The organism is Wolbachia endosymbiont (group B) of Gerris lacustris (assembly GCF_964028355.1).
Lineage (GTDB): Bacteria > Pseudomonadota > Alphaproteobacteria > Rickettsiales > Anaplasmataceae > Wolbachia.
This window is the reverse complement of record NZ_OZ034761.1, coordinates 1,016,136-1,038,886: the sequence shown is the minus strand read 5'-3', so window position 1 is coordinate 1,038,886 and position 22,751 is coordinate 1,016,136. Positions and strand designations below refer to the sequence as shown.

The 22,751-nt window shown below is 32.8% G+C and carries 21 protein-coding genes, 1 tRNA gene and 5 pseudogenes; 12 read left to right on the top strand and 15 right to left on the bottom strand.

The window, feature by feature from the left end:
• Nucleotides 1-96: 96 nt before the first annotated feature.
• Nucleotides 97-1,173 (top strand): annotated as a pseudogene (locus tag ABWU62_RS05310) (hypothetical protein); the annotation flags it as partial.
• Between the two features lie 370 nt (nt 1,174-1,543).
• Here ABWU62_RS05310 and argB read toward each other — a convergent pair.
• Together argB and yihA are read right to left on the bottom strand one after the other, a co-directional pair.
• The gene (gene argB / locus ABWU62_RS05305) at nt 1,544-2,482 is read right to left on the bottom strand and encodes an acetylglutamate kinase (RefSeq protein ID WP_353287756.1); all 939 of its coding nucleotides are present in this window, start codon (nt 2,480-2,482) and stop codon (nt 1,544-1,546) included.
• Nucleotides 2,457-3,053: a ribosome biogenesis GTP-binding protein YihA/YsxC gene (yihA, locus tag ABWU62_RS05300; RefSeq protein ID WP_353288173.1), complete on the bottom strand. Its 597-nt coding sequence runs from the start codon at nt 3,051-3,053 to the stop codon at nt 2,457-2,459. Before yihA ends, argB begins: the two co-directional genes overlap by 26 nt.
• Nucleotides 3,054-3,163: 110 nt before the next feature.
• On the opposite strand from yihA, the gene prfA reads away from it, so the two are divergent.
• Nucleotides 3,164-4,255 (top strand): peptide chain release factor 1, encoded by a 1,092-nt coding sequence (gene prfA / locus ABWU62_RS05295; RefSeq protein ID WP_353287755.1) that lies wholly within the window; start codon nt 3,164-3,166, stop codon nt 4,253-4,255.
• 281 nt (nt 4,256-4,536) lie between these two features.
• Here the strand turns inward: prfA and ABWU62_RS05290 are convergent, their stop codons facing one another.
• Together ABWU62_RS05290 and ABWU62_RS05285 are read right to left on the bottom strand one after the other, a co-directional pair.
• Complete coding sequence (locus ABWU62_RS05290) at nt 4,537-5,466, bottom strand: AEC family transporter (protein WP_015588425.1); 930 nt, start codon at nt 5,464-5,466, stop codon at nt 4,537-4,539.
• 229 nt (nt 5,467-5,695) lie between these two features.
• Nucleotides 5,696-6,241, bottom strand: coding sequence for a GNAT family N-acetyltransferase (locus tag ABWU62_RS05285; protein ID WP_353287754.1), 546 nt, complete (start codon nt 6,239-6,241; stop codon nt 5,696-5,698).
• A 16-nt stretch (nt 6,242-6,257) separates the two neighbouring features.
• Here ABWU62_RS05285 and ABWU62_RS05280 point away from each other — a divergent pair.
• Nucleotides 6,258-7,438, top strand: a pseudogene (locus ABWU62_RS05280) (multidrug effflux MFS transporter).
• Nucleotides 7,439-7,827: 389 nt separating this feature from the next.
• Here the strand turns inward: ABWU62_RS05280 and ABWU62_RS05275 are convergent.
• Nucleotides 7,828-8,656: pseudogene (locus ABWU62_RS05275) on the bottom strand (Mur ligase domain-containing protein); the annotation flags it as partial.
• Nucleotides 8,657-8,682: 26 nt separating this feature from the next.
• Here ABWU62_RS05275 and ABWU62_RS05270 point away from each other — a divergent pair.
• The gene (locus ABWU62_RS05270) at nt 8,683-9,351 is read left to right on the top strand and encodes a septal ring lytic transglycosylase RlpA family protein (protein ID WP_353287752.1); all 669 of its coding nucleotides are present in this window, start codon (nt 8,683-8,685) and stop codon (nt 9,349-9,351) included.
• 225 nt (nt 9,352-9,576) lie between these two features.
• On the opposite strand, the gene ABWU62_RS05265 is transcribed toward ABWU62_RS05270, so the two are convergent.
• From ABWU62_RS05265 to ABWU62_RS05255, 3 genes are all read right to left on the bottom strand, one after another.
• Nucleotides 9,577-9,861, bottom strand: coding sequence for a hypothetical protein (locus ABWU62_RS05265; protein WP_353287751.1), 285 nt, complete (start codon nt 9,859-9,861; stop codon nt 9,577-9,579).
• A protein-coding gene (locus ABWU62_RS05260) for an IS5 family transposase (RefSeq protein ID WP_087740684.1) occupies nt 9,858-10,650 on the bottom strand; the annotation gives its coding sequence in 2 pieces (ribosomal slippage) (nt 9,858-10,385 and nt 10,387-10,650; 792 coding nt in all). Before ABWU62_RS05260 ends, ABWU62_RS05265 begins: the two co-directional genes overlap by 4 nt.
• Nucleotides 10,651-10,676: 26 nt before the next feature.
• Complete coding sequence (locus tag ABWU62_RS05255; RefSeq protein ID WP_353287750.1) at nt 10,677-11,081, bottom strand: hypothetical protein; 405 nt, start codon at nt 11,079-11,081, stop codon at nt 10,677-10,679.
• Between the two features lie 160 nt (nt 11,082-11,241).
• On the opposite strand from ABWU62_RS05255, the gene ubiH reads away from it, so the two are divergent.
• The gene (gene ubiH / locus ABWU62_RS05250) at nt 11,242-12,390 is read left to right on the top strand and encodes a 2-octaprenyl-6-methoxyphenyl hydroxylase (RefSeq protein WP_353287749.1); all 1,149 of its coding nucleotides are present in this window, start codon (nt 11,242-11,244) and stop codon (nt 12,388-12,390) included.
• A 266-nt stretch (nt 12,391-12,656) separates the two neighbouring features.
• On the opposite strand, the gene ABWU62_RS05245 is transcribed toward ubiH, so the two are convergent.
• Both ABWU62_RS05245 and ABWU62_RS05240 read right to left on the bottom strand, forming a co-directional pair.
• On the bottom strand, nt 12,657-13,586 hold the full coding sequence (locus ABWU62_RS05245) for a gamma-glutamyl-gamma-aminobutyrate hydrolase family protein (RefSeq protein WP_353287748.1): 930 nt from the start codon (nt 13,584-13,586) through the stop codon (nt 12,657-12,659).
• Nucleotides 13,587-13,646: 60 nt separating this feature from the next.
• Nucleotides 13,647-13,719: transfer RNA gene (locus ABWU62_RS05240), tRNA-Phe, on the bottom strand.
• 74 nt (nt 13,720-13,793) lie between these two features.
• On the opposite strand from ABWU62_RS05240, the gene coaD reads away from it, so the two are divergent.
• Nucleotides 13,794-14,300: a pantetheine-phosphate adenylyltransferase gene (gene coaD / locus ABWU62_RS05235; protein WP_353287747.1), complete on the top strand. Its 507-nt coding sequence runs from the start codon at nt 13,794-13,796 to the stop codon at nt 14,298-14,300.
• Between the two features lie 71 nt (nt 14,301-14,371).
• Nucleotides 14,372-14,581, top strand: a complete 210-nt coding sequence (locus tag ABWU62_RS05230; protein WP_353287746.1) for a zinc-finger domain-containing protein — start codon at nt 14,372-14,374, stop codon at nt 14,579-14,581.
• Between the two features lie 14 nt (nt 14,582-14,595).
• Here ABWU62_RS05230 and ABWU62_RS05225 read toward each other — a convergent pair whose 3' ends face one another.
• The 4 genes from ABWU62_RS05225 to ABWU62_RS05210 form a co-directional block, all read right to left on the bottom strand.
• Entirely contained in the window at nt 14,596-15,222 is a 627-nt protein-coding gene (locus ABWU62_RS05225) for a phosphatidate cytidylyltransferase (protein WP_353287745.1), read from the bottom strand.
• Nucleotides 15,212-15,907, bottom strand: a complete 696-nt coding sequence (gene uppS, locus ABWU62_RS05220) for a polyprenyl diphosphate synthase (protein ID WP_353287744.1) — start codon at nt 15,905-15,907, stop codon at nt 15,212-15,214. Before uppS ends, ABWU62_RS05225 begins: the two co-directional genes overlap by 11 nt.
• A gap of 234 nt (nt 15,908-16,141) precedes the next feature.
• Nucleotides 16,142-16,468, bottom strand: a complete 327-nt coding sequence (locus ABWU62_RS05215; RefSeq protein WP_353287743.1) for a hypothetical protein — start codon at nt 16,466-16,468, stop codon at nt 16,142-16,144.
• Nucleotides 16,469-16,471: 3 nt separating this feature from the next.
• The gene (locus tag ABWU62_RS05210; RefSeq protein ID WP_353287742.1) at nt 16,472-18,667 is read right to left on the bottom strand and encodes a hypothetical protein; all 2,196 of its coding nucleotides are present in this window, start codon (nt 18,665-18,667) and stop codon (nt 16,472-16,474) included.
• A 150-nt stretch (nt 18,668-18,817) separates the two neighbouring features.
• Here ABWU62_RS05210 and odhB point away from each other — a divergent pair, with 150 nt between their 5' ends.
• Both odhB and ABWU62_RS05200 read left to right on the top strand, forming a co-directional pair.
• Nucleotides 18,818-19,981 carry a 2-oxoglutarate dehydrogenase complex dihydrolipoyllysine-residue succinyltransferase gene (gene odhB / locus ABWU62_RS05205; protein WP_353287741.1) on the top strand — a complete coding sequence of 388 codons (1,164 nt, stop codon included), beginning with the start codon at nt 18,818-18,820 and terminating at the stop codon, nt 19,979-19,981.
• Nucleotides 19,982-20,357: 376 nt separating this feature from the next.
• Nucleotides 20,358-20,686: pseudogene (locus ABWU62_RS05200) on the top strand (helix-turn-helix domain-containing protein); the annotation flags it as partial.
• Between the two features lie 12 nt (nt 20,687-20,698).
• On the opposite strand, the gene ABWU62_RS05195 reads toward ABWU62_RS05200, so the two are convergent.
• Nucleotides 20,699-21,491, bottom strand: a protein-coding gene (locus tag ABWU62_RS05195) for an IS5 family transposase (protein ID WP_353287093.1) whose coding sequence is annotated in 2 segments (ribosomal slippage) — nt 20,699-21,226 and nt 21,228-21,491 — 792 coding nt in all. Because the reading frame shifts where the segments join, the coding sequence is not laid out codon by codon here.
• A 64-nt stretch (nt 21,492-21,555) separates the two neighbouring features.
• Here ABWU62_RS05195 and ABWU62_RS05190 point away from each other — a divergent pair.
• From ABWU62_RS05190 to ABWU62_RS05180, 3 genes and pseudogenes are all read left to right on the top strand, one after another.
• Nucleotides 21,556-22,021: pseudogene (locus ABWU62_RS05190) on the top strand (transposase family protein); the annotation flags it as partial.
• Nucleotides 22,022-22,049: 28 nt separating this feature from the next.
• Entirely contained in the window at nt 22,050-22,385 is a 336-nt protein-coding gene (locus tag ABWU62_RS05185) for a hypothetical protein (protein ID WP_353287740.1), read from the top strand.
• A gap of 206 nt (nt 22,386-22,591) precedes the next feature.
• A complete protein-coding gene (locus ABWU62_RS05180) occupies nt 22,592-22,741 on the top strand; it encodes a hypothetical protein (protein WP_353287739.1) in 150 nt (49 codons plus the stop codon).
• Nucleotides 22,742-22,751 lie beyond the last annotated feature (10 nt).

Below are 22,751 nucleotides of genomic sequence, written 5' to 3'. Positions count from 1 at the left end.
ACCTCGCTATTTTACTTACTCCAGTATGGCTTTTTTTCCATTATTGTCTATTCGTTGCTTGTATAGCGGGAATTGGTATTACTACTAAAGAAGGGAGAAAAAAATTATCGTCCATTTGCAAAGGAAACTTTTAAAGAAATGTTTAAATATGCTGAAGCAGAAGTTCCAAGTGATGCTATTTTAGAAGAGCTGGTCACCAATTGTAATCAAGCAGGATATGGAGCTGGTATATTTAATGAATCTCATGCAGCACTCAGTAGTTGTAGCTTAACTCCACATAGTCCTAAAAAAGCGCTAAACATTTACTGCACTGACCACAATCGAATAAAAGTGAAATCTGATATGGCAATACCTATAACCACGTTTGACAATCCGGAAGAGAAAATATGTGACCTATCCAGCTCATTAGAATTCACACTCGAATCTCAAGATGACAAAGATGATATAATATATAAAGAAGGTAAATTATCACTCACTATTCCTGAAGTGTTAAAAAATTATAAAGATAATGGCAAGAGCTTATTTGACATTATTAAAGAATATTTTCAGAAATTCTGTGCAAAATTAGGATTTAAACCTGAGACAAAAATACAAATAGAGCGTAACTTCGGTGCTCAAAGTAATTATTTAGATGGTACAATATCTACTATAGGATCGGATGCAAATGAAAGGTTTATCAATCTTTTAAGCGAAAATCTCAGAAACAGATTGTTGAGATCAGGTTCTGCTATAGAAGATGTTGATGATTTTATTGCAACCAAGGTGCCTACCGTTATGGATCTATTGAGTGATTATGCTAAACTGGAAGATAATAAAGAAAACAGAGAGTTATTAATAAGTGAAGTAGCAGATAATTTAGGGCTTTCCTTTCAAGGTAAAATAGCATCAGAAGTATTAGGATCTTTACCTTCTTTGATAAGAGGCCATATTAATCATAATCAAGTGCAGTCTGTTGTAAATATTTTTAGCAATTTAATTATCGAAGGAAAAAGCGAAATATACGAAAAAAAAGGTGCGATTAATTCAATTGATGCAGTTCATCAGAAGATAGATAAGGCAATTGTTGAGCAAGAAGAAAAAGCAACCAACAAACAAGATATAGAAAATGATAAATGGACAGATAGAATAAAAAAACAGAGATTATCTGTGGAATCACATGAACACTTACATTAAAGATACTGTGTACAGAGACGTAGTATGCTCAATTTTTGCCTTTCATTTAAAGCACTCAAATTGACCAAACGCATGCAATCCAAGACGTTTGTAGATTCGATGTCTTGAGTAACTTGACGCAAAGAGAATTGTATACCTTAATCAACTTTTCTAGCGGTATCCATAAGGTAAATCATTATTTGAGTGTTACACCCAAGCCCTCTTTATTTTCCTCTGTTATCAAGCTAAAAATAACATTTGGTTTCATTATGTATACGAAACTATTATGCTTGCAAGAAAAAAAACCTAAAAAACCGGAAAATAGAATAGGAATTTGACATAAGTTATTCCCAAATTTTCAACGTTCATATGATTATAAGCAGTACAGCTATTAATCATCCATTATTGATATACCTGAATTATTCTCAGTAAATAAATCAAGTATAATGTTAGCTACTCTACCATCAACTATGTGAACAACCCCTGCACATTCTTCTACCATTTTAGTATATGACATAAGCCTTTCAACAAATTTTTCTCCTTTAATTTTGCCGCAATCAATCGATTCTTTTAAATTTTTAATCAAAACTCTTCTATTGCCAATTTTGTTTATTTCTTCATCTGTATCACTCAAGATTATCATTTTAGACGCGTAAACTGCAAGTGCAATTGCACTTGCAGTGCTATCAGCATCAATATGATATGTTTCTCCATTTTTTCCATAACCGATAGGTGCAATAACTGGTATAGAATCTGATTCTTCAATAAAGAATAATATATCAGGATTGATTTCAGTTGGTCTACCGATAAATCCCATGTCTAGTATTTTTTCAATATTATTTAATCTGTTTTCCCTAAGCGTAGTGCTTATCTTTTCAGCTTTTATGAGGTTGCCATCTTTTCCACATAATCCAATAGCTGAACCACCAGCAGAATTTATATGCTGAACAATTTTTTTATTAATTGAACCACACAGTGCCATTTCAATGATTTTCATAGTGCTTTTGTCTGTAAGTCTGACACCATTTATAAACTTATCATTCATACCTAGCATTTTTAACACTGAGTTAATTTCATATTCTCCGTCATGAACTACCACCGGATTTATACCAAGCTGTTTCAACAGGACAACATTATGCGCAAAAGCACTAAGCAGCGTTTCATCTGAGATTATTACGCTGCTGCATTTGATGATAAAAGTTTCGCCTACAAATTTAGGTATGTTAGACAGCACTTCAAATAATATTTCTGCTTTTTCCTTCAATGGCATCTTACCATTTAAAGATTCATCACTTTTCATTTTTTTATCTTGTAAATTTGAAAAACTCATCTCTTACCTTGGTTATTTTATGCTTAACACGAATGCTTATTTGATGAATTGACACATGCTCATTATTAACCCACTTTTGAGTATTTTCTAGGACAGCATCTAGGCTTTCCTGACTCACTTTATCTATTTTTGTTAGCACAATGTTAAAGTTAATATTATTACATATTAACCAATAAACAAAGTCTTTGTCTATTTCTTTTAATCCTACCTTGCTATCTATAAGCACAAACACTCTTTTTAGATTTCTCCTGTGAATTAGATAGTACTCAATTAGGTTTAAGTATTGTACTGCTTCTTCCTTGCTTGCACAAGAATAGCCATAACCCGGTAGGTCGACAATCCTAAACTTATCATTGTACATAGAGTAAAAATTTATTTGTCTAGTACATCCAGGTTTAGAAGAAGCTCTTGCAGCTTTTTTGCTGTTTATCAGCAAGTTGATTAAACTCGATTTTCCTACGTTTGATCTACCAGCAAATGCAATCTCTGGAGCTGACTCATCTGGTAATGATTTTTTGTCTGAAGCTCCAAATATGAAGCTGCAGATTGATGTTATCTGTTTTGCCATTATACTTAGGTAGAAATATTCGAGACAATTATAGTGTTATTGCTTGATATAAGAAATTTTTTATTTCAGTATATATTACTTACTTAAACAGCTGAAAACTAGACCTGTACTATATGGATATAGAGAATAATTTACAAGACTTAAAAAAAAAGTTCTCTGATGTAGAGAGAAATCTGGAAAACCCTACCAATTTGAGTCAAAAAGAATTCGTTAGTTTTTCAAAGGAATACTCTGAACTCAGACCAATTATCGAGATAATCGATGAATATAATATATTAAAAGAGGAAATTTCAGATTTAGAAGAAATCATGAAAGATGAGAACAGCGAGGGTGATATAAAAGAGTTAGCAAAAGAAGAACTTCTTGAGAAGCAAAAGATACTATTACCGAAAGTAAAAGCAAAACTAAAGTTGGCATTATTACCCAAAGATGAAGATGACTCAAGAAATGCAATATTAGAAATTAGGGCAGGCACAGGCGGAGAAGAAGCAGCATTATTTGCAGCGATGTTATTTCGTATGTATCAAAAATATGCAGAAAGAAGAAATTGGAAGTTTGAGCCAATAAGTATTTCTAATACAGGTATAGGTGGCTATAAGGAAGCTTCTGCACTCATTAATGGAACAGAAGTTTTTGCAAGACTGAAATTTGAGTCAGGGGTGCACAGAGTACAAAGAGTGCCAGAAACTGAATCCTCAGGAAGATTGCACACTTCCGCAGCTACTGTTGCAATATTACCTGAAGTAGAAGAGGTTGACTTTGAAATAGAAGAAAAAGACTTACGCATAGATGTTTATAGATCCAGTGGTCCTGGAGGGCAATCAGTGAATACAACTGACAGCGCAGTAAGGGTCACCCACTTGCCAACAGGGATAGTTGTAATACAGCAAGATGAAAAATCGCAGCACAAAAATAAAGCTAAAGCGCTCAAAGTATTGAGAGCAAGGCTATACGAAATTGAAAGACAAAAAAAAGAAATGGAAAGGTCAACAATGAGGAAAAGCCAAATTGGCTCTGGGGATCGCTCTGAACGTATAAGAACTTATAACTTTCCACAATCAAGAATAACAGATCATAGAATTAATCTAACTTCACATCAATTAGAACAGATTATAAAAGAAGGTGAACTAGATGAATTTATTGAGGCATTGATTTCACGAAATGAAGCAGAAAGATTGACTGGAGGGGGTAATGTTACTTTTTGATGGAAATTTGAAAGAAAGCATAGGTGTTAAGTTAAAAAGATAAGTTATATTTGTTTGTTGCTTATAGAACATCAAAATTCAACTATAGACCTGCTAAAGTGTAGGACATCTTACTGTTATTGCTGTTATTGTGAAAATTCCATCAGTTGATAACTTTGATCATGCTATTCTGTGTGAAAAATAAGAAAGGAGAGGAAAAAGGGATTAGTTCCTTTTATGATTATCCAAGAAGTCTAGTCTAAATTCAAGTTTTATGAATAGGCTAGCGCTTAAATTTTTGATCAAAAAGGGACAAGTTTAGTAAAAAATAATGATATTATAAGTGGAACATAAAATAGTCCCACTGCAGTACTAATTAGGAGCAATAAAGTAGCTTTATCTGGTTGATAATTTAAAATATTAGCAAGTATTATACTGGATCCAGAAATCGGAATAATAGCCAGTAACATCAGTGCTTTATAGATGCTTTCATCATATATACCTGTAACATGCTTGTCTAGTAAGACAATTCCCAAAACAAATAACGGCCAGAATATGTACTTTGCTACAATAGTGGTCAAAGCAAGCTTCCAATCTACTTTAAAATTTGTAATTTGTGCAATACTTACTCCAAGCAGCACCATTCCTAATGTGATAAATGTACTTCTAATATTTATCATAACATCTGTCAAAAAAGTGGGTATTTGTATATCATATATACTTAAAAAGAAACCTAGAATCATCGCATATAATGAAGGAAGTTTGAGTAACTTTAATACGCATTCTTTTGCAGTATAGATACCATTTGCAGCTATATAAAATCCCAAGCTATTTTCAAATAGTGCCATTCCTATGTAACAGACAACATACACAGACACTGAATCTTCATCAAATAAAGCCATGGCAATCGGTAGACCAAAATAACCCATGCTTGTGCTGCCCGAGCTAAACGCTAATATGTTTCTCGTGTTGTCCTTAAATAAAAAAGAAGAAAGATAATACACTGATAAGGACATAGTACTACCTATAAACCATATCAAAATCGGCAGAGAAATTACTTTTAAATTAACTTCTGTATGAGATACTCCGTATAAAATCACTATTGGATTAGCTATATAAAAGAGTATTTGAGATATAGTATTTCTATCAATTTTAAGATATCTTCCTGCTAAGTAACCAATAAGTATTGTAATGTAAATAGGTAATATTTTGAGGAAAAGAGTAAAGAACATACTAGCCTATTGTGATATCTTTGCTGATAAAGTGATATTAGATTTTAAGGTATTGTAAAAGTAAGTAAAATTTATTTTCCAATTAATCAAGTTCATAGTTAGTTAAAAAAGATTCACTGAGTGCCAAAATTTGTTCTTATATAGGACTTAATAATGATATTTTTATGATAAAATTATGTTAAGTTTGTATAAAGCCTCTTGTATGTTTTTATAAACCACTTGTAATAATTTAATCAGAAATTCTTGCCTTAATCATTAAAATCGCACCATTACTCTCCATAATTTTTTTAAAGCCAACTTTTTCGTAAACATGGATTGCACGAACATTCGCTGTATCTGGGTCGACAAAGGCATTCTCATAAACTTTAAAGACAAATTCATTAAAAAAATACATCAAAGTTTGTGTACCAATGCCTCTGCCCACGTAATCGTGCTCTCCTATATACCAGTCTATAGCAGCACAACTTTCTGGAAGCTCTGAAGTATCGTAGCCCTGTTCAGGTGGGAAATCATGTTTGTTATAATATTGAATATAACCAATATCAACTCCATCATAACTAATAATGAATGAATGCATTGATTTTTCAATAATTTGTGTTTCAAACTTCAAGCGTTTGAATCCTTTAACATAATTGATATATTTTTTCTCAATTAACTCTGGTGTCCAATTTACATCCGCATCCCACCACTTCTTTATATGGGGTGCCTCTAGCCATCTTGATAATAGTGAAAAATGTTCTTCTTTCAACGCTTTAAATGTGATATTTTTATTCATTAATTAAAGATTTAAAGTGTTACTACCGTTCCTATTAATCCTATCTCTAATTGCTAAGTTCATTGAAATTGATATTTCTGTACCTAGTTTTCCTGATATAGTACGCTATTTTAACGTACCGGAAGGCACAATTCAATTAACTATTGCTTATAATTTTTTAGGCTTTTGCATAGGAGGGTTGTTTTTTGGTCCATTATCTGAATGTTATGGCAGAAGGAGAATGATGATCATAGGTAATACTTTTCTATTAATTGGTGCTGTTGGTTGTGTTGTTGCACCATCAGTTTTTTATCTTCTAATTTCCCGCTTTATTCAAGGCATTGGTGCAAGCACATCTGTGGTTGTGTTTGCAATTATTGCAGACATCTATAAAGGTGAAGAAGCGGTGAAGTTTATCGGGATCATGAATTCTGTTCTAACAATTATCATGGCAATTGCACCAGTGTTAGGCAGTTTCATTAACGAAATTGTTGGGTGGCGTGGAAATTACGCAAGTGTTGCAATACTGTGTTTTATCTCTTGGGCTTTGCTGCTTTTTCTGTTACCAGAAACAAAAAAGGACCGTGATATTTTTAGTCTAAAAAAATGATGAAAGATTACAAAAAATTATTATCGAGTTCAAAATTTATGCTGCTGTCTTTGCAGCAGAGCCTCTTCTCTGCTACTTATATGTCATTCATTACTTGCGGACCTTTTTTGTATATGGAAACTTTTGGTTTATCCAGCACTATTTATGCACTACATCAAGGTGCAATAGTTGGATCCTTCTCACTAATTAGCCTATTTTCCATTAAGATCCTAAAAAAATTTGGAGCAGTATGGTGTGTAATTTCTGGTACGAGCGTGGGTGCTATCGGATCTCTATTGCTTGTAATACTCAGTGTAATCATGCCCCATTCTTTTTACTTGGTAACACTATCTATGATTGTTTTTTCTATTGGTTGTGCAATATGCCAGCCAGTGGTTTTTAACGCATCAATAAATGTTTTTCCTGAAATTAAAGGTACGGCTTCTTCTTCACTCTCGTTCATTAGAGCTTTTGTTATGGCTATTTTTATCGGCTTAACAAGCTACGTTTACAATGGTCAAGCAATTAGCACAGCTATTCTTGTTTTTTCTGCAGTAGCTCTAATTTGCTGTCTACTTATTGTTTTCAAGGTCTGGAGAGATTACTATATAGATTCTTCTTATTTCTAGTTATTGTGGTCTTAAACTTTACTGGTTGCTCTATATGTATTTCCTCCAGATCACTTAGAGCGTGGTCCCTGTGATTAAAGCTATATTCTTAATCATCTAATCTAATGTAACAGAGCTTAAAAAGAAAATTGAATGAAAAAATAACTATTTCTTACTGTTTTTGTACCCTAAAAAATTTAGCTTACTTTTGCGCTAGCTCGTTCAAATAGACGATTTACTTTTTTTTGAATGTAGAGATTTTCTAGGGATTGTCCTCTTTAATTCTATAGTATTTTTCTTAACATTGAAATGAGAATCCAGTTTCAAGCATTGAAATGACGAATCAAGAGCTACTTTTGCCCCATTACTCTTAATTATTTGAGTAGTTGACAATGGAATACGATTACTTTCGTTTATACTAATCAGCACGTCAAATTCTATGCTATTATTGTGTTGTTTGATGTTGCTAGCTCTAATCTTACCATTTCCAAACCCAAACGTTATAGAATTACTTGAATCATGATTGATGTCTGCAGAATCAGGCAAAACAGCAAAATTCGCGTTGTTTACAAATCGAGAAAACGCATTTTTGATGTCGTTAAATGTACCGTAATGGTCTATATGGTCGTCATTAATACTTGTTACAACAGCAATATCTGCAGGAATTTTTAACATAGTTCCATCAGACTCATCAGCCTCGATTAAAAAAATGTTACTCTTGCCAAGTTTTGAATTACTCTGATAGGAATTTAATATTCCTCCAATAATTACAGTGACGTCAACACCAGAATGATCAAAAATGGAAGCAATCATAGCTGTCGTCGTCGTCTTGCCACTTGAACCTGAAACCGCTATCACATATTTACCTTTCATAATTTTAGCCAGCATGTCTGACCTATGCAAAACGGTTTTATTGTTATTTCTTGCTGCAACTAGCTCCACATTATCAGGTTTTATTGCGGAAGAATGTACAACTATTTGAGCTCGTCTAATACTACTTGCATCGTGACCAATATAGACCTCTATACCTAATTTTTGTAACCTATCTATATTGTCGTTTGATCGCGTATCACTGCCTTGAACTTTATAACTGGAATTATGAAGAATTTCAGCAATTGCGCTCATTCCAATTCCACCTATACCGATTATATGTATTACTTCTTTTTTAGTGCTGTGCATATTTGGCAGTAGACGTTTACTTATTACTAAATTTATTATAGTATAATTTAAAATCCTCATGGTATCGAACCATTTCACTAAATACAATGATAAAAAACCTAGCCTTTCTATGTCTAATATTCGTTTTGATGAGTAGTTGTAGTTTTAGCAATAGGTGTAATCACACTGCAGGTCATTATAAAATTGGCAATAGCTATACAATAAATGGTATAACTTATCATCCAAAATACTGTAGCTGTTACGAAGAAGTGGGAATAGCATCGTGGTATGGAATAGAAGATCATGGCACAATTACAGCAAACGGTGAAGTATTTAACCGTCACTTGATTTCTGCAGCACATAAGACTCTGCCCCTACCCTGCTTCGTTCGTGTTACTAACTTAGAAAATGGAAGAAAGCTTATTATACGAGTTAATGATAGGGGGCCGTTTGTTGAAGGCAGAATAATAGACTTATCAGAAAAGGCAGCACAAGTTTTAGGACTTCATAAGTCTGGGCTTGCGAAGGTAAAAGTCGAGTACTTAAGAAAGAGGTCAGAACAATTGATACAAAATACTCCTCATTACAAAAAGCAATATGAAAAAGAAATGCAGAAACGTCACCCAAAACAAAACAGTGCAGAAAGCAAGGGATACGTAGCATTTTTTGTAAACGCTCAAGCGGCTAAATCAGCTGCATCAAAGCTTCGTAATCAAGGAATAAAAAATGTTAGATTGCTTTTCAAGAATGATCAATATTGCGCAAAAGTAAGTTAAAACCTGCAGTACAGATTGTATGGTATGCCAGAAACTATTTGACAAACGAGAATGTTCAAAAAAGCATGTGCGTCAAGTTAAGAAACTATCGTGAAATATAGCAATATTTAAGATTAGTATTTTATTTGTTACATTTCAGGTAGTGACAGCTACCTCAGCTGTAGCTGTAAAAAATAATCTACCACTTAAGAAATTTCATTAAAAAAATAGCATAATCTTATTTCTCTAAAAAATACTATCTTCAACTTGAATATGTTTAAAAATATTTTGCGTATTATCCAAAAAGTCATCCTTTATAGCAGCTAGCTCTGATTGTTTTTGAGATAGATTATCTTCTATTGTTCTATTAAAACAATCAAGATCATTGCACTTTAATTGAGAGCTCATGTCTCCATTTTTATATAAAGCTCGTATAACATCATAATATGCTCGAGTTTCATCAGTTTCTGGTTGTTGCTTTTCTCTGAATATTGCCTTTAATTTCGAATCTATGTCTAAGAGCCTGTTCATAATCTTTTGAGGAGCAAGGCAGTAAAAGCTAGAACGACCATTTGTAGGCTAGTATTGAGTTTACGCTCGCAATTTTTCCATAACCGTCTACACTTTTCCAGCCAAGCAAAAGAACGCTCTACAACCCACCTTTTTGGCAATACAACAAAGGTATGTAATTCACTTCGTTTTATTACTTCAACGGTTGCACCAATAGTCGTTTTTATTTGAGTTGCAAAATTTTCTCCTGTATAACCTGCATCAACTAGTATATTTTGAACTTCGGAAAGATTTTTTCTTGCGTTACAAATCATCTCTACAGCAGCAGTACGATCTCCGATATTAGCTGTAGTAATATAAATTGCATGTGGCAAACCTTGCGTATCTACTGCAATATGACGCTTTATTCCTGAAATTTTCTTGCCGGCATCATAACCTTTTTCTTCAGCAATATCGGTGTTTTTTACACTTTGAGCATCAATGATGCAGAAGCTTGTTTTTGTATTCCGACCACTGTTGAAACGAACCTCTCCAACTAATTTTTTTTAAGACAATTTCTAGAACACTTTCTCTATCTTCATTCGGTTTTTTACTCCATCTCTTGAAGTAATCGTAACAATTGCGCCATTTTGGAAACTCTTTTGGTAGCATTCGCCACTGACAGCCACTTTTTAGCACATAAAGTACACCGCAAAATAACTCATATAAATCCAGTTTTCTTGGTTTTGTTTTTTTTCTACAGGATTCTAGATCTGGTAATATAATCTCAAATCTTTCCCGACTTATATCACTTGGGTATACACTCCTCATATATCCTAACTTATATACATTATCTCTTAGTTTATTCCTTTCTTGAGATCATGTACAGGTTCTAATTCTCTTTTTATATCTTCAGTAGCATTTTCATGATACTTTTTATAATCCTCAAAATTCTTTAATATTTTATCTTTTACTTCCTTTTGTAACATTTGTAGTAAATCTTTAGCATGAGGTTTTTCAATTTTTTCCTTCCACTCATCATACGTATATTCTTGTCGACTACCATATTTTGTATCTTGACACTCACCTTCTATGTTAAACAGCTCTTTTTCGCAGATTTTATCACCCTGATAAAAGTAATCGCTTATATTATTAATTTTATCGTGAGTTATAGCTTGTTTAATCCCTGCTTTGTTTTCTGCGAGTTCTCCTCTGTACCTAGAAATGCAATTTAATAATTCTTCTTTACAATTTGTAGTCATAAATTGTTTCCTTTAATAAAATTAGATCTACCTTAGTACAAAATAATTAATACTTTATTACTATCTTAGTTATCTTAAGATAGTAATAAGAAATCCAGTATCTACAAAGTTTGTTTAAATTATCTTCAAAATAAATAAAATGTAATTTTAGGTGAATAAAATGAATTACGATGTAATCATTTCAGGTGGTGGGCTAATTGGTCTTATTACTGCTATTGGCGTGAGTAATGACTCTGTATCTGTAGCCGTAATTGAGAAAAATAGTTTACCACGTGCAGTTGATGATAATCGAGCATTTGCCATTTCTCAAGGGTCAAAAAAAATACTAGAAAAATTAGGGATTTGGCGGATCTTAGAAGGCGAAGCTGAACCAATATTTGATATATGCATATTAGATGGAGATAGTCCATTTACTGTGCATTATGATCATAAAATGGTTGGTGAAGAGCCAATGGGCTATGTAATCAAGAGCGCTATTATATGGAATGCAATCAATAACAATTTTTTGCATAAACTCAATATATATTCTCCACGTTCCTATAAAACAATCGCTTGTGACGAAGGATGCGTGGAAGTTACTCTTGATAATGATCAAAAATTGATATCATCACTATTTATCTGTGCTGAAGGTAAAAACTCTAAGTTGCCAGAGTTGTTTTCTATACCAATGATAAAATTTGATTATAAACAAAATAGCATGGTATTTAATGTAAAACATGAATTACATCACCAAAACTTAGCTGTAGAGAGGTTTTTTCCTGGTGGTCCATTTGCAATTTTGCCAATGAAAGGTGGCTATACTTCTTCAATAGTTTGGACAGAAAAATGCGAAATTTCAAAAATGCTGATGAGCTTATTCGAAGAGGAATTTGTCATAGAACTCAAAAAAAGATTTGGTTCTTATTTGGGAGAAATTGAATTAGAGGGTGAAAGGAGATTCTATCCTTTGAGTTTTTCTTTTGCAAGAAAGCTGCATAAAAGCAGAATTTTGCTGATTGGCGATGCAGCACATTCAATCCACCCGGTTGCAGGTCAAGGACTTAACCTTGGAATGAGAGATGTAGAGAGTGTTATTAGACAAATAACTGCTGCAAAATCCTCTGGTATTGATGTTGGCAGTAATTATCTGTTGAAGAAAATTTCACGTGATAGATACTTTGACAATTTCACCATGGCACTTGCAACTGATGGACTAAATAGAATATTTTCCAACAGAATATTTTGTGCTAGAGCGTTTGGCTTAATGGTAGTTGAAAATTCAGATTTTCTTAAAAAACGCTTCATTCGGCACGCTATGGGGTTTATATAAATCATTAGATTTCTTTCATAATCAGGTGTCATGCAAGTAGCTGACACTGGCTCCTTTATGATGGTGTCATTAGAGTAGTTGACACTGGAGCCCAAATTCCATAATGTCATGCCAGTGCCCAGACACTGGCATCCAGAAAAATTTACAAGTAAACTTGAGCTTATGCTAAATTTGATGAAATGAAAAACTGGATTCCGGCGTCACGCGCTGGAATGACAAGAAAAAGGGTGCTGGCATGACATTAAATGATTTTCCTTATTTTAGCATTAAACGCGATGAAGAAAATCATTTATAATCGCTATAGCAACTAGTGTTGAAACCTGACATGCCTTTTGGCTTGACAAACAAGAGTTTTTATCTGATTTGATAACAAGGGCTTCTGGATGACTTTGAAAGTAAATATTACCATGCTTATCCTCGATAGCTTCTATTACTCCGTCATTGGCAAATGCTGCAATTTTATATCCAAGCAGCTCTAGTCTTCTTCTATTTTCTGTAGTATTACTTACTGTACCTGAATGAGCATTCGGAAAATAAGTTGAAAACCAGCCATTTTGATTAGGTAGTAAAAACTTAGCTACTACTTCCTCCAAACGACTGCCTGGAACAATCTTTATCTGCTGAAGAGGTATATTCCCTTTTTGTGCTGATTTTAAATGATTCTTCTCATCACCAACAACACTTGTTATTTCAATTTCTTTTGCATGCATAATGTCTTGTAAACCACCACATATGGCAAGCAAATGAATTGTAGGATTGTCATCTACTATTTTTACAATTTCTTCATTCACAAGCTGGCGGTAAGGGTTAAGAGGTGAATGAAAGTTATCTGAAATAAATATTCTGTTTATCTTTTGCTCTTTGATAAATTTTGCAACTTCAACTTTTATTCGATCTAGTATCAGCTTTTTTGCCAATATTTCATCTTGTTTTGCGAACTCTTCTTGGATTTCTTTTAGATTAATTATTTTGTCGTAGTCAATGAGTATAGTTTTAACCCCAAAGTTATTGAATATCTCATAGATATCTTGAGATTCATCTGTTTTCAATAAACCAACAATTATATTATAATTTACTGCATTCTCCGCTGTCAAAGTAGATGATTTTTTGTTGGCTTTTTCACTACAAGCGATATTACTTAATAGTAGAAATGTAATTAATAGTATATTAAATATTCTATTGTAACATTTATACATTATTTCCTAAATAATCACATTAATATTATAATATATTATAGAACATTAAGAAAAAAAATGTGGCCTGAGCAGGAATCGAACCAGCGACACAAGGATTTTCAGTCCTTTGCTCTACCAACTGAGCTATCAGGCCAACTACGTACTTTCATTTTTAGACAAAAACCGTTATCATGTCCATCAAAAGTTTTTGAAGTATAGAAACAAAAAATGAACATTAATAACAAAATAGGAATTTATCCTGGTACGTTTGATCCTATAACTTTTGGGCATCTTGACATAATAAAAAGAGCATGTAAGCTAGTCGATAAGTTGATAGTAGGTGTTGCAGAAAATGTTAATAAACATACTAACTTTAATATAAGCCTACGCGCAAGTATGGCTAAAAATGAATTGAAAGGACTAGGAATTGATGCAGATGTCATATCTTTCAATGGATTATTAATGGAGTTTGCCAAAAAGCAGAATGCCTCTTTTATTATCAGAGGACTGAGAGCAGTGTCAGACTTTGATTATGAATTTCAAATGAGTTGGATAAATTATAAACTCCTTCCTGAAATCGGAACTATATTTCTTCCTGCATCTGAGGACACTCAATTTATCTCATCAAGTTTTGTAAAGGAAATAGCGAGATTAGGAGGAGATGTTAGCAATTTTGTATCAAAAAGTGTAGAAAGCGAATTGATTAACCTAAATAGGGTAAAAAATGGAGAATAAATATTTGTTGTTTTCTCCACTTCGAAGCGGGTATGCTCGATGTACAAAATACTATAAACTAAAGGAGCAGTATGTCAGAAGCGAGAGATAATAATCTAATAGTTTGCTGCCGTGGTGATGAGAATGATGATGATTCTGGTCATCCAGTAGTATATTTACATAAAGAAGGAGAAATGTATTGTCCTTATTGCAGTAAGCCCATGAGTGAAATAGTAAACTCCGAAGAATTTCAATCTGTTGAGGTGAAAGCAATGAATAAGAAGAAAAGAACCAAAGGTTAATAGCGCTTCATTTTTTAGCTTATGTAAATAGCAATAAAGGGTGCAGTAAAGATGAAACCGTCCATACGGTCAAGTACTCCTCCATGGCCAGGTATTATACCTCCACTATCTTTAACATTGTAAACCCTTTTGATGAGTGACTCAGTAAAATCGCCAATTTGGCCTAGAATAGCAATTGTAAAGCCAATTATTGGAGAATAAAAAATTGGAAATAAACCTAAAAATATTGAGCCAAAAATTGTACACACTACTCCAGCTAAAACTGCACCAAAAAGTCCTAACCAAGTTTTACCTGGGCTAATGATTGGACAAATCCTAGTTTTACCAAAATTTTTGCCGAAAAAATAGGCAGCAATGTCGATACTCCAGATGGTTAAGATGAGCCATATTAATGTATATTTTCCCTGTGGTAAGTTATAGAGGTATATTAGCGAGGCATTTGGTAGTGCAATTAATAGTAATGCGAAAATATATAAGATTTTATTGCCCTTAGTTAGGTTATACCATTCAAAAGAAGACAGAACTGCAATTGAGAAAATTAGTAGATAAAATGATAAATTACTGAAATATGTAGCAAAAGAAAATATGAGTAATATTACTATTGAGGACAATATTCTAACCATAAAATTATTATCTACCATATTTCTTCTCTCTTTTTGTATAATCTTCTAATGCTCTGTTCAAATCTTGACAAGAAAAATCAGGCCACAAAGTATCACAAAAATACAGTTCAGCATAAGCTGCTTGCCATAATAAAAAGTTGCTTAACCTTTTTTCACCACCAGTGCGAATTAATAAATCCAATTTTGGTAAATCTTTAGTATACAGAAATTTTTCAAATTCGTCTTCCAATACGCAATCAATATTTCCTTTTATGATGTTGTTGATAGCATGTATAATTTCCTGCTTTGCTCCATAACTAACTGCAACAGTGAGTAATAGACCATCGTTCTTATGTGTCACTTCTTCTGCTTTTTTGATTTGATCAAATAGTTTACTGGGCAATAGACTTAAATTGCCAATAAAATTTAACTTAATGTTACAATTGCAAATGAAATTGATTTTATCTTCATTAGTTAAAGCGGAGTAAAATAAATCAAATAGGTAGTCTGTTTCGTTTTCAGGTCTGAGCCAATTTTCCATGGAAAATGCATACAAAGTTAAGTAAGATATGGCTAAGGTTGTGCAATGTTTAGCAATATCAAATGCAACTTCGCTGCCTTTTCTATAACCATCAATTCTTACTCTTCCTTGATTGTTTGCCCACCTACCATTACCGTCCATAATAATTGCTAGATGTTTTGGCAGAGATTCTAGATTCAACATTTGAATTCAACCTGTTCTAATTAGCTTATGTCTATATCTCTGTATGAAACGTTCACTATATCCACTTAAAACTATATTATTACTGAAAAATCATTGATAGTCTATATTATAAAAATTTTCTGAACCTCGGTGTCAGCTACCAGTGATTTGACCAAGAAAATATAGTAAAAATAGTCTGATATAGATGGTTTTACGATATAGTAAAATTATTATAAATAAATGAATTTAGTGTTATTAGGAATACCTAGCTCTTTTATGTGGATTGATATTCTCAATAACCTTCTCTAGAGATAAATTATATAATTTTGACACAGGTTCTTGGCATGTGATATTTTCCTCGAATATAGGGAATGGTATAAGTGACTTTTTGTCTATGTCCAGCTCTAGGGGAAAATCTTCAATGCCTACGCCCACCCCTGGGAAAGGATATTCAATATCTATGTTCACCTCTGGAGGAAAATATTTAATTATATTGTCGTAAACACTATCTTTGTTATTCAAATAATCGATATTAATATCTCTGACTTCACCAGCTCTATGCAGAGCTATAGCAAACCTCAAAGTTTACTTTACGCTAGGTGTAAAATTTTTAAATATACTGACAAATACCTTACCAGTAACATTATCCGTTATTGCTTTTAGTTCTTTAGTGTTAACAGAATTGATGCCCTTAACAGCATTTTGATCTTCTAGTACTTCTATAATATCTTGAAAACTAAACTTCTCAAATATGGGTTCTGATTTCTCAGGAGCAATATTTTCTAGTACTTTTATAATATCTAGAAGACTAAACTTCTTATTATATATGAATTCTAATTCCCTAGAAGTAATAGAGCCGATTCCCTTAACAATTTTCTGATTTTCTAGTAGTGTCTTAATATTGCTAGAACTAAACTTATTACATATGAGCCTTAATTTTTCAGGAGTAATATTTTCTAGTACTTTTATAATATTTTGAGGATTAAGCTCATAACTATCAAATACGAGTTGCAATTCTTCAGTTTTATAATCAGAAATGTTATAAAAAATTTTCTGATTTTCTAGTAGTGTCTGAATACTGCTAGGACTAAACTTATTACATATGAGCCTTAATTTTTCAGGAGTAATATTTTCTAGTACTTTTATAATATTTTGAGGACTAAGCTCATAACTATCAAATACGAGTTGCAATTCTTCAGTTTTATAATCAGAAATGTTATAAAAAATTTTCTGATTTTCTAGTAGTGTCTTAATATCGCTAGAACTAAACTTCTTATTATTACATATGAGTTCTAATTTCCAAAGAGTAAGAGAATCAATATTCTTAACAGCTTTCTGATTTTCTAGTAGTGTCCTAACATCGATAAAACTAAACTTATTACGTATGAGCCTTAATTTTTTAGGAGTAATACTTAGTACTTTTATAGTATTTTGAATAGCAAAAGAGCCACAAATATTAAACACGTGTTCCAATTCTTTATTATTATAATCAGTTATATTAACAATAACTACCTGATTTTCTAGTAGTGCCTTAATATCGCTAGAACTAAACTTCTCAAATATGAGCCTTAAATTTTTATGATTAATACTTAGCAATTTAGTAACATCTTCAATAAGAAAGTTGCAAATATCAAGCACGTATTTCAATTTCTCAATCTCATGAGTAATTATGTTATTAACAACTTCCTGATTTTCTAGTAATTCTATTATATCTATGCAGTTAAGCTCATCTCTATAAAATATGAGTCGAAATTTTTCAATGTTAAAAGAAATGATATTCTCAACAACCTCCTGATTTTTTAGTAGTCTTATAATATCACTAAGAAGAAACTTATTATGACAAAGTATGAATTGAAGTTTTTCATAATCAATAAAATTGATGTGCTTAACAATCTTTTGATTTTCTAGCAACCTTATAATCTTGTGACTACTACTAGCATGCTTGCTACTATTAAACTTATCACTATTATGAATGAGTTCAAATTTTTTATAATCAATAAAATTGAGGTACTCAACAACTTTTTGATTTCCTAGTAACTCCATAATATCTTCACCACTAAACTTATTACATATAAGCCTTAATTTTCCAGGAGTAATACTTAGTACTTTTATAATATTTTGAATAGCAAGAGAGCCACAAATATTAAACACGTGTTCCAATTCTTTATTATTATAATCAGTTATATTAACAACAACTGCCTGATTTTCTAGTAGTGCCTTAATATCGCTAGAACTAAACTTCTTACAAATGACTTTAAGTGTTTGGTCATCAATAAAACTAAGGTTTTTAGCAATTTCTGGGTCTTCTTGTAATTTTAGAATATCTTCTTTAACTTTATCCTCCTCACTATCACTTTGACTTTTCGATGACATTGCCATCTCTTCATCACTTTCCTCGCAATCAAAAGAATCGCTTAAATCTTTATCCTCCTCACTATCACTACTTTCAAATTCATTATTGGTATTGCAAACCTCCCCACCTTTTAGTATTTCTAGAATATTGTGCTCCGAAGGTGCATCATTTAGCATGGACCTAAATATTTCATCATCGTAATCTTTGATGTTATTAACAATGCTCTCATCTGAGAGTAATTCTTCAATACCTTTGTAACTAAACTTATTGTTATACTTGCATAAGATTTTAAGTTTACTATAATCCATTGAATTAATGCCATCAACAACTCTTTGACTTGATAGTAATCTTCTGTTATAAGCATTACATATCAGTTGAAGTTTTTTGTTATCTAAATCTTCTGCATTACCTGCTTTATCAAAATCCATAATCTTATTTCAATTTACTTAGTATTTTAATTTTAAATATATAAAAAGAAATAATCAAGCATCATGATAAAAGGCCTAATGAATTTATTAGTTTATTTATGTTTCTTTTCATGTATAAATTTATAGAAAGTTTTATAAAGAAGTTGTTTTATGAGCAAAATTATAGAAGTCAAAGCACCAAAAACTCTTGGTGGTGAATCGGTTACGGAAGGTATAATAAAAATAAAGAAAAATATCGGTGAAGCAATAAAAGTAGATGACTTAATCTTTGAAATTGAAACTGATAAAACGGCGCTAGAACTAACTGCAGAAGCTTCAGGACAAATAATCGAATTTTTTGTGAAAGAAGATGATGTAATTAGCCCTGATCAATTACTAGCAAAATTTGCTGCAGGAGAAGTAAAAGAAGAGGTGAAAAAAGAAGATAGAGGAGAAAGCGCTGCTAAAAAAGATGCTCCGTCAGCTCGTAAAATCATGGAAGAAAATGCGATCAGTGCAGAAAGTGTAAAAGGAACTGGTATGGGAAGTAGAGTAACAAAAGCAGATGTAATAGACCATATGAGTAAAGCTGAACAACCTGCGGTCGAGCAGCCAAAAAATTTAGTAAGTAGGGAGAAAAGAGAAGAGCGAGTAAAGATGAGCAAAATAAGGCAAGTAATAGCTGCTCGTTTGAAAGCATCGCAAAATACTGCTGCAATACTGACCACGTTCAATGAAATTGACATGAAAAACGTCATGGATCTGAGGGCAAAGTATAAAGAAACTTTTGAAAAGAAATATGGAATAAAACTGGGTTTCATGTCGTTTTTTATAAAGGCAGCAGTGCAAGCACTAAAAGAAATTCGTGAGATTAACGCTGAGATTTCAGGTGATGAAATTGTATATAAAAATTACTATGACATAGGTGTTGCTGTTGGCACTGACAAAGGTCTTGTTGTACCAGTTATTCGTGATGCTGATCAAATGTCATTTGCCGAGATTGAATTGACTTTAGTTGCTCTTGGCAAAAAAGCACGAGAAGGTAAGCTGCAAGTATCGGAAATGGAAGGTGCAACATTTACTATCTCAAACGGTGGTGTATACGGTTCACTTCTTTCTACTCCAATAATCAACCCTCCCCAATCTGGAATACTTGGCATGCACTCAATACAAAACAGGCCAGTTGCTGTAGGCAGCTCAATTGAAATCAGACCGATGATGTACATTGTCCTCTCTTACGACCACAGAATAGTTGACGGTAAAGGAGCAGTTACTTTCCTTGTTAAAATAAAAAATTACATAGAAGATCCAAATAGATTGGTTTTGGAGATTTAAACAAGTTAAAAGCGACAAGTAAGTTTTCCTGAAGTTTTCAAGATGGGTGTTACAGCTGTACAAACATTTGCAAAGGTAACTTACACGAAAAATGGTCAGTGCTTACTGTACGGACATTGTGATCTATGCCTAAAAAATTCGACTAGCCCCTTTTGTGTTATCCAAGTAGCTGACACTGGAACCCCAGCTTCTATAATGTCATGCCAGTGTCCAGACACTGGCATCCAGAAAAATTTACAAGCAAATTGAGCTTATGCTAAATTTAATGAGATTAAATGAAAAACTGGATTCCAGACTCTTGCGTCAATGAACCTCTTTCGAAACTAGAATAAAGTTAAAAAGAGAGTAAAATGGTGGGTTTTGAGTGAGGGAAAAGGTGAAAATAGCAGAAGAGTTAGATGATGAAAAATTTCGCAGGTTAGCAGGAGTAAAAAAGGTATAAAATGGTAGAGATTTTACGAGAAGCAAATAAGAAAAAAAGGCTAAAGGAGGTAGGAAAAATAAGTTAAGTGAAGAAGGCATGCTATTTATGGCACTGGAATATTTAAGAGAATATCGTACATATTTTCATATAAGTCAAAGCTATGGAAAGTACGGCATATAGGACGATAAAATGGATTGAGGATACTCTATCCAGATTTTGCATTACCAGGACAAAAAGAGCTCTTAAGAAGTGAAATGGAATACAAAGTTTTGGTAATAGATGTAAGAGCCTGTTCATAATCTTTTGAGGAGCAAGGCAGTAAAAGCTAGAACGACCATTTGTAGTCTAGTATTGAGTTTACGCTCGCAATTTTTCCATAACCGTCTACACTTTTCCAGCCAAGCAAAAGAACGCTCTACAACCCACCTTTTTGGCAATACAACAAAGGTATGTAATTCACTTCGTTTTATTACTTCAACGGTTGCACCAATAGTCGTTTTTATTTGAGTTGCAAAATTTTCTCCTGTATAACCTGCATCAACTAGTATATTTTGAACTTCGGAAAGATTTTTTCTTGCGTTACAAATCATCTCTACAGCAGCAGTACGATCTCCGATATTAGCTGTAGTAATATAAATTGCATGTGGCAAACCTTGCGTATCTACTGCAATATGACGCTTTATTCCTGAAATTTTCTTGCCGGCATCATAACCTTTTTCTTCAGCAATATCGGTGTTTTTTACACTTTGAGCATCAATGATGCAGAAGCTTGTTTTTGTATTCCGACCACTGTTGAAACGAACCTCTCCAACTAATTTTTTTTAAGACAATTTCTAGAACACTTTCTCTATCTTCATTCGGTTTTTTACTCCATCTCTTGAAGTAATCGTAACAATTGCGCCATTTTGGAAACTCTTTTGGTAGCATTCGCCACTGACAGCCACTTTTTAGCACATAAAGTACACCGCAAAATAACTCATATAAATCCAGTTTTCTTGGTTTTGTTTTTTTTCTACAGGATTCTAGATCTGGTAATATAATCTCAAATCTTTCCCGACTTATATCACTTGGGTATACACTCCTCATATATCCTAACTTATATACATTATCTCTTAGTTTATTCCTTTCTTGAGATCATGTACAGGTTCTAACAGAAACGCCGATAGAAAGGCCAAAAAAAAAGCAACGGTATTGTCTACTCTGGGAAGAAGAGAAAACATACACTAAAAACGCAAATAATTATGGAAAAAAAGAATAAGAAGATAATTTGCACGTCTTTTTCGAATGGCAGAAAACACGATTTTCGGGTATTTAAGGAGTCAAAAATTTATATACATGATGAAGTGAAAGTGCTAGCAGATGCTGGGTATAGAGGAATGCAAAAGATACATAAAGATGTGGAATTACCAAATAGAAAGACGAGAAAAGAACCATTAACCAAAGAAAAAAAAGAGGAAAATCGAAAGTTTATGAGCAAAAGGGCAGTAGTTGAAAATGTGATAGGATTACTGAAAAGGTTTAAAATTATTGCAGATCGTTATAGAAATCGGCGAAAACGTTTTGGTCTGAGGTTTAATTTGATAGTTGGCATTTACAATTTAGAGCTGGCAAAATGAGTTTCGAAAGAAGTCTTTTGATAATGGATTGTCTGATTTTGTTATCAGTCAACAAGAAGAGAAGGAGCTGCCAATTTATTTGAGAGTTATAACTGGTGTTGGTGCATTTATCATATCGATATGCTTTATTTGGTTTTTAAGCTCTGCTGGTATTATTAGCTACAATCATGAGAAAGGGCTGATTGTTTGGGAGATGGTCTTCGTCGCTGGAGCTGTAGGTTTACAAAAGATTGCTGATCAAAATGATATGATCAAACACAGTTTTTATATGCAGCTTTCATTTGCATTGATGGCAACCGGCAAGACCATTTTTGTGTGCGGTTTTGGGAAAATGCTGAATTCTTGTTGGAGTGACCTTACCTAGAAAAAGTAGACAGAAAGTTAAGACGTTTTTGAAGTAAAATAAAACCTTTTTTCAAGGAGGTGTAGTATGACAAAAAGAAAAGAATATACAGCAGAATTCAAAATTGAAGCTATAAGACTAGTAAAAGAAACAGGTCAATCATCAAAAAATAGCAAGAGATTTGGGTATTAGCGGTAAGCAGATGGGTAAAAACATACAATGATAGAATGTCTGGAGTAGATGTGTTTCCAGGAAAAGGAAAAGTAGCTCATTGTGACAAAGAAAAGTTTGATTTAAAGAAAGAGCTGGCAAGAGTAACAAGGGAAAGAGACATTTTAAAAAAAGCCCTGGGATATTTTGCAAACCAAAAAGAGTAAAATATTCTTT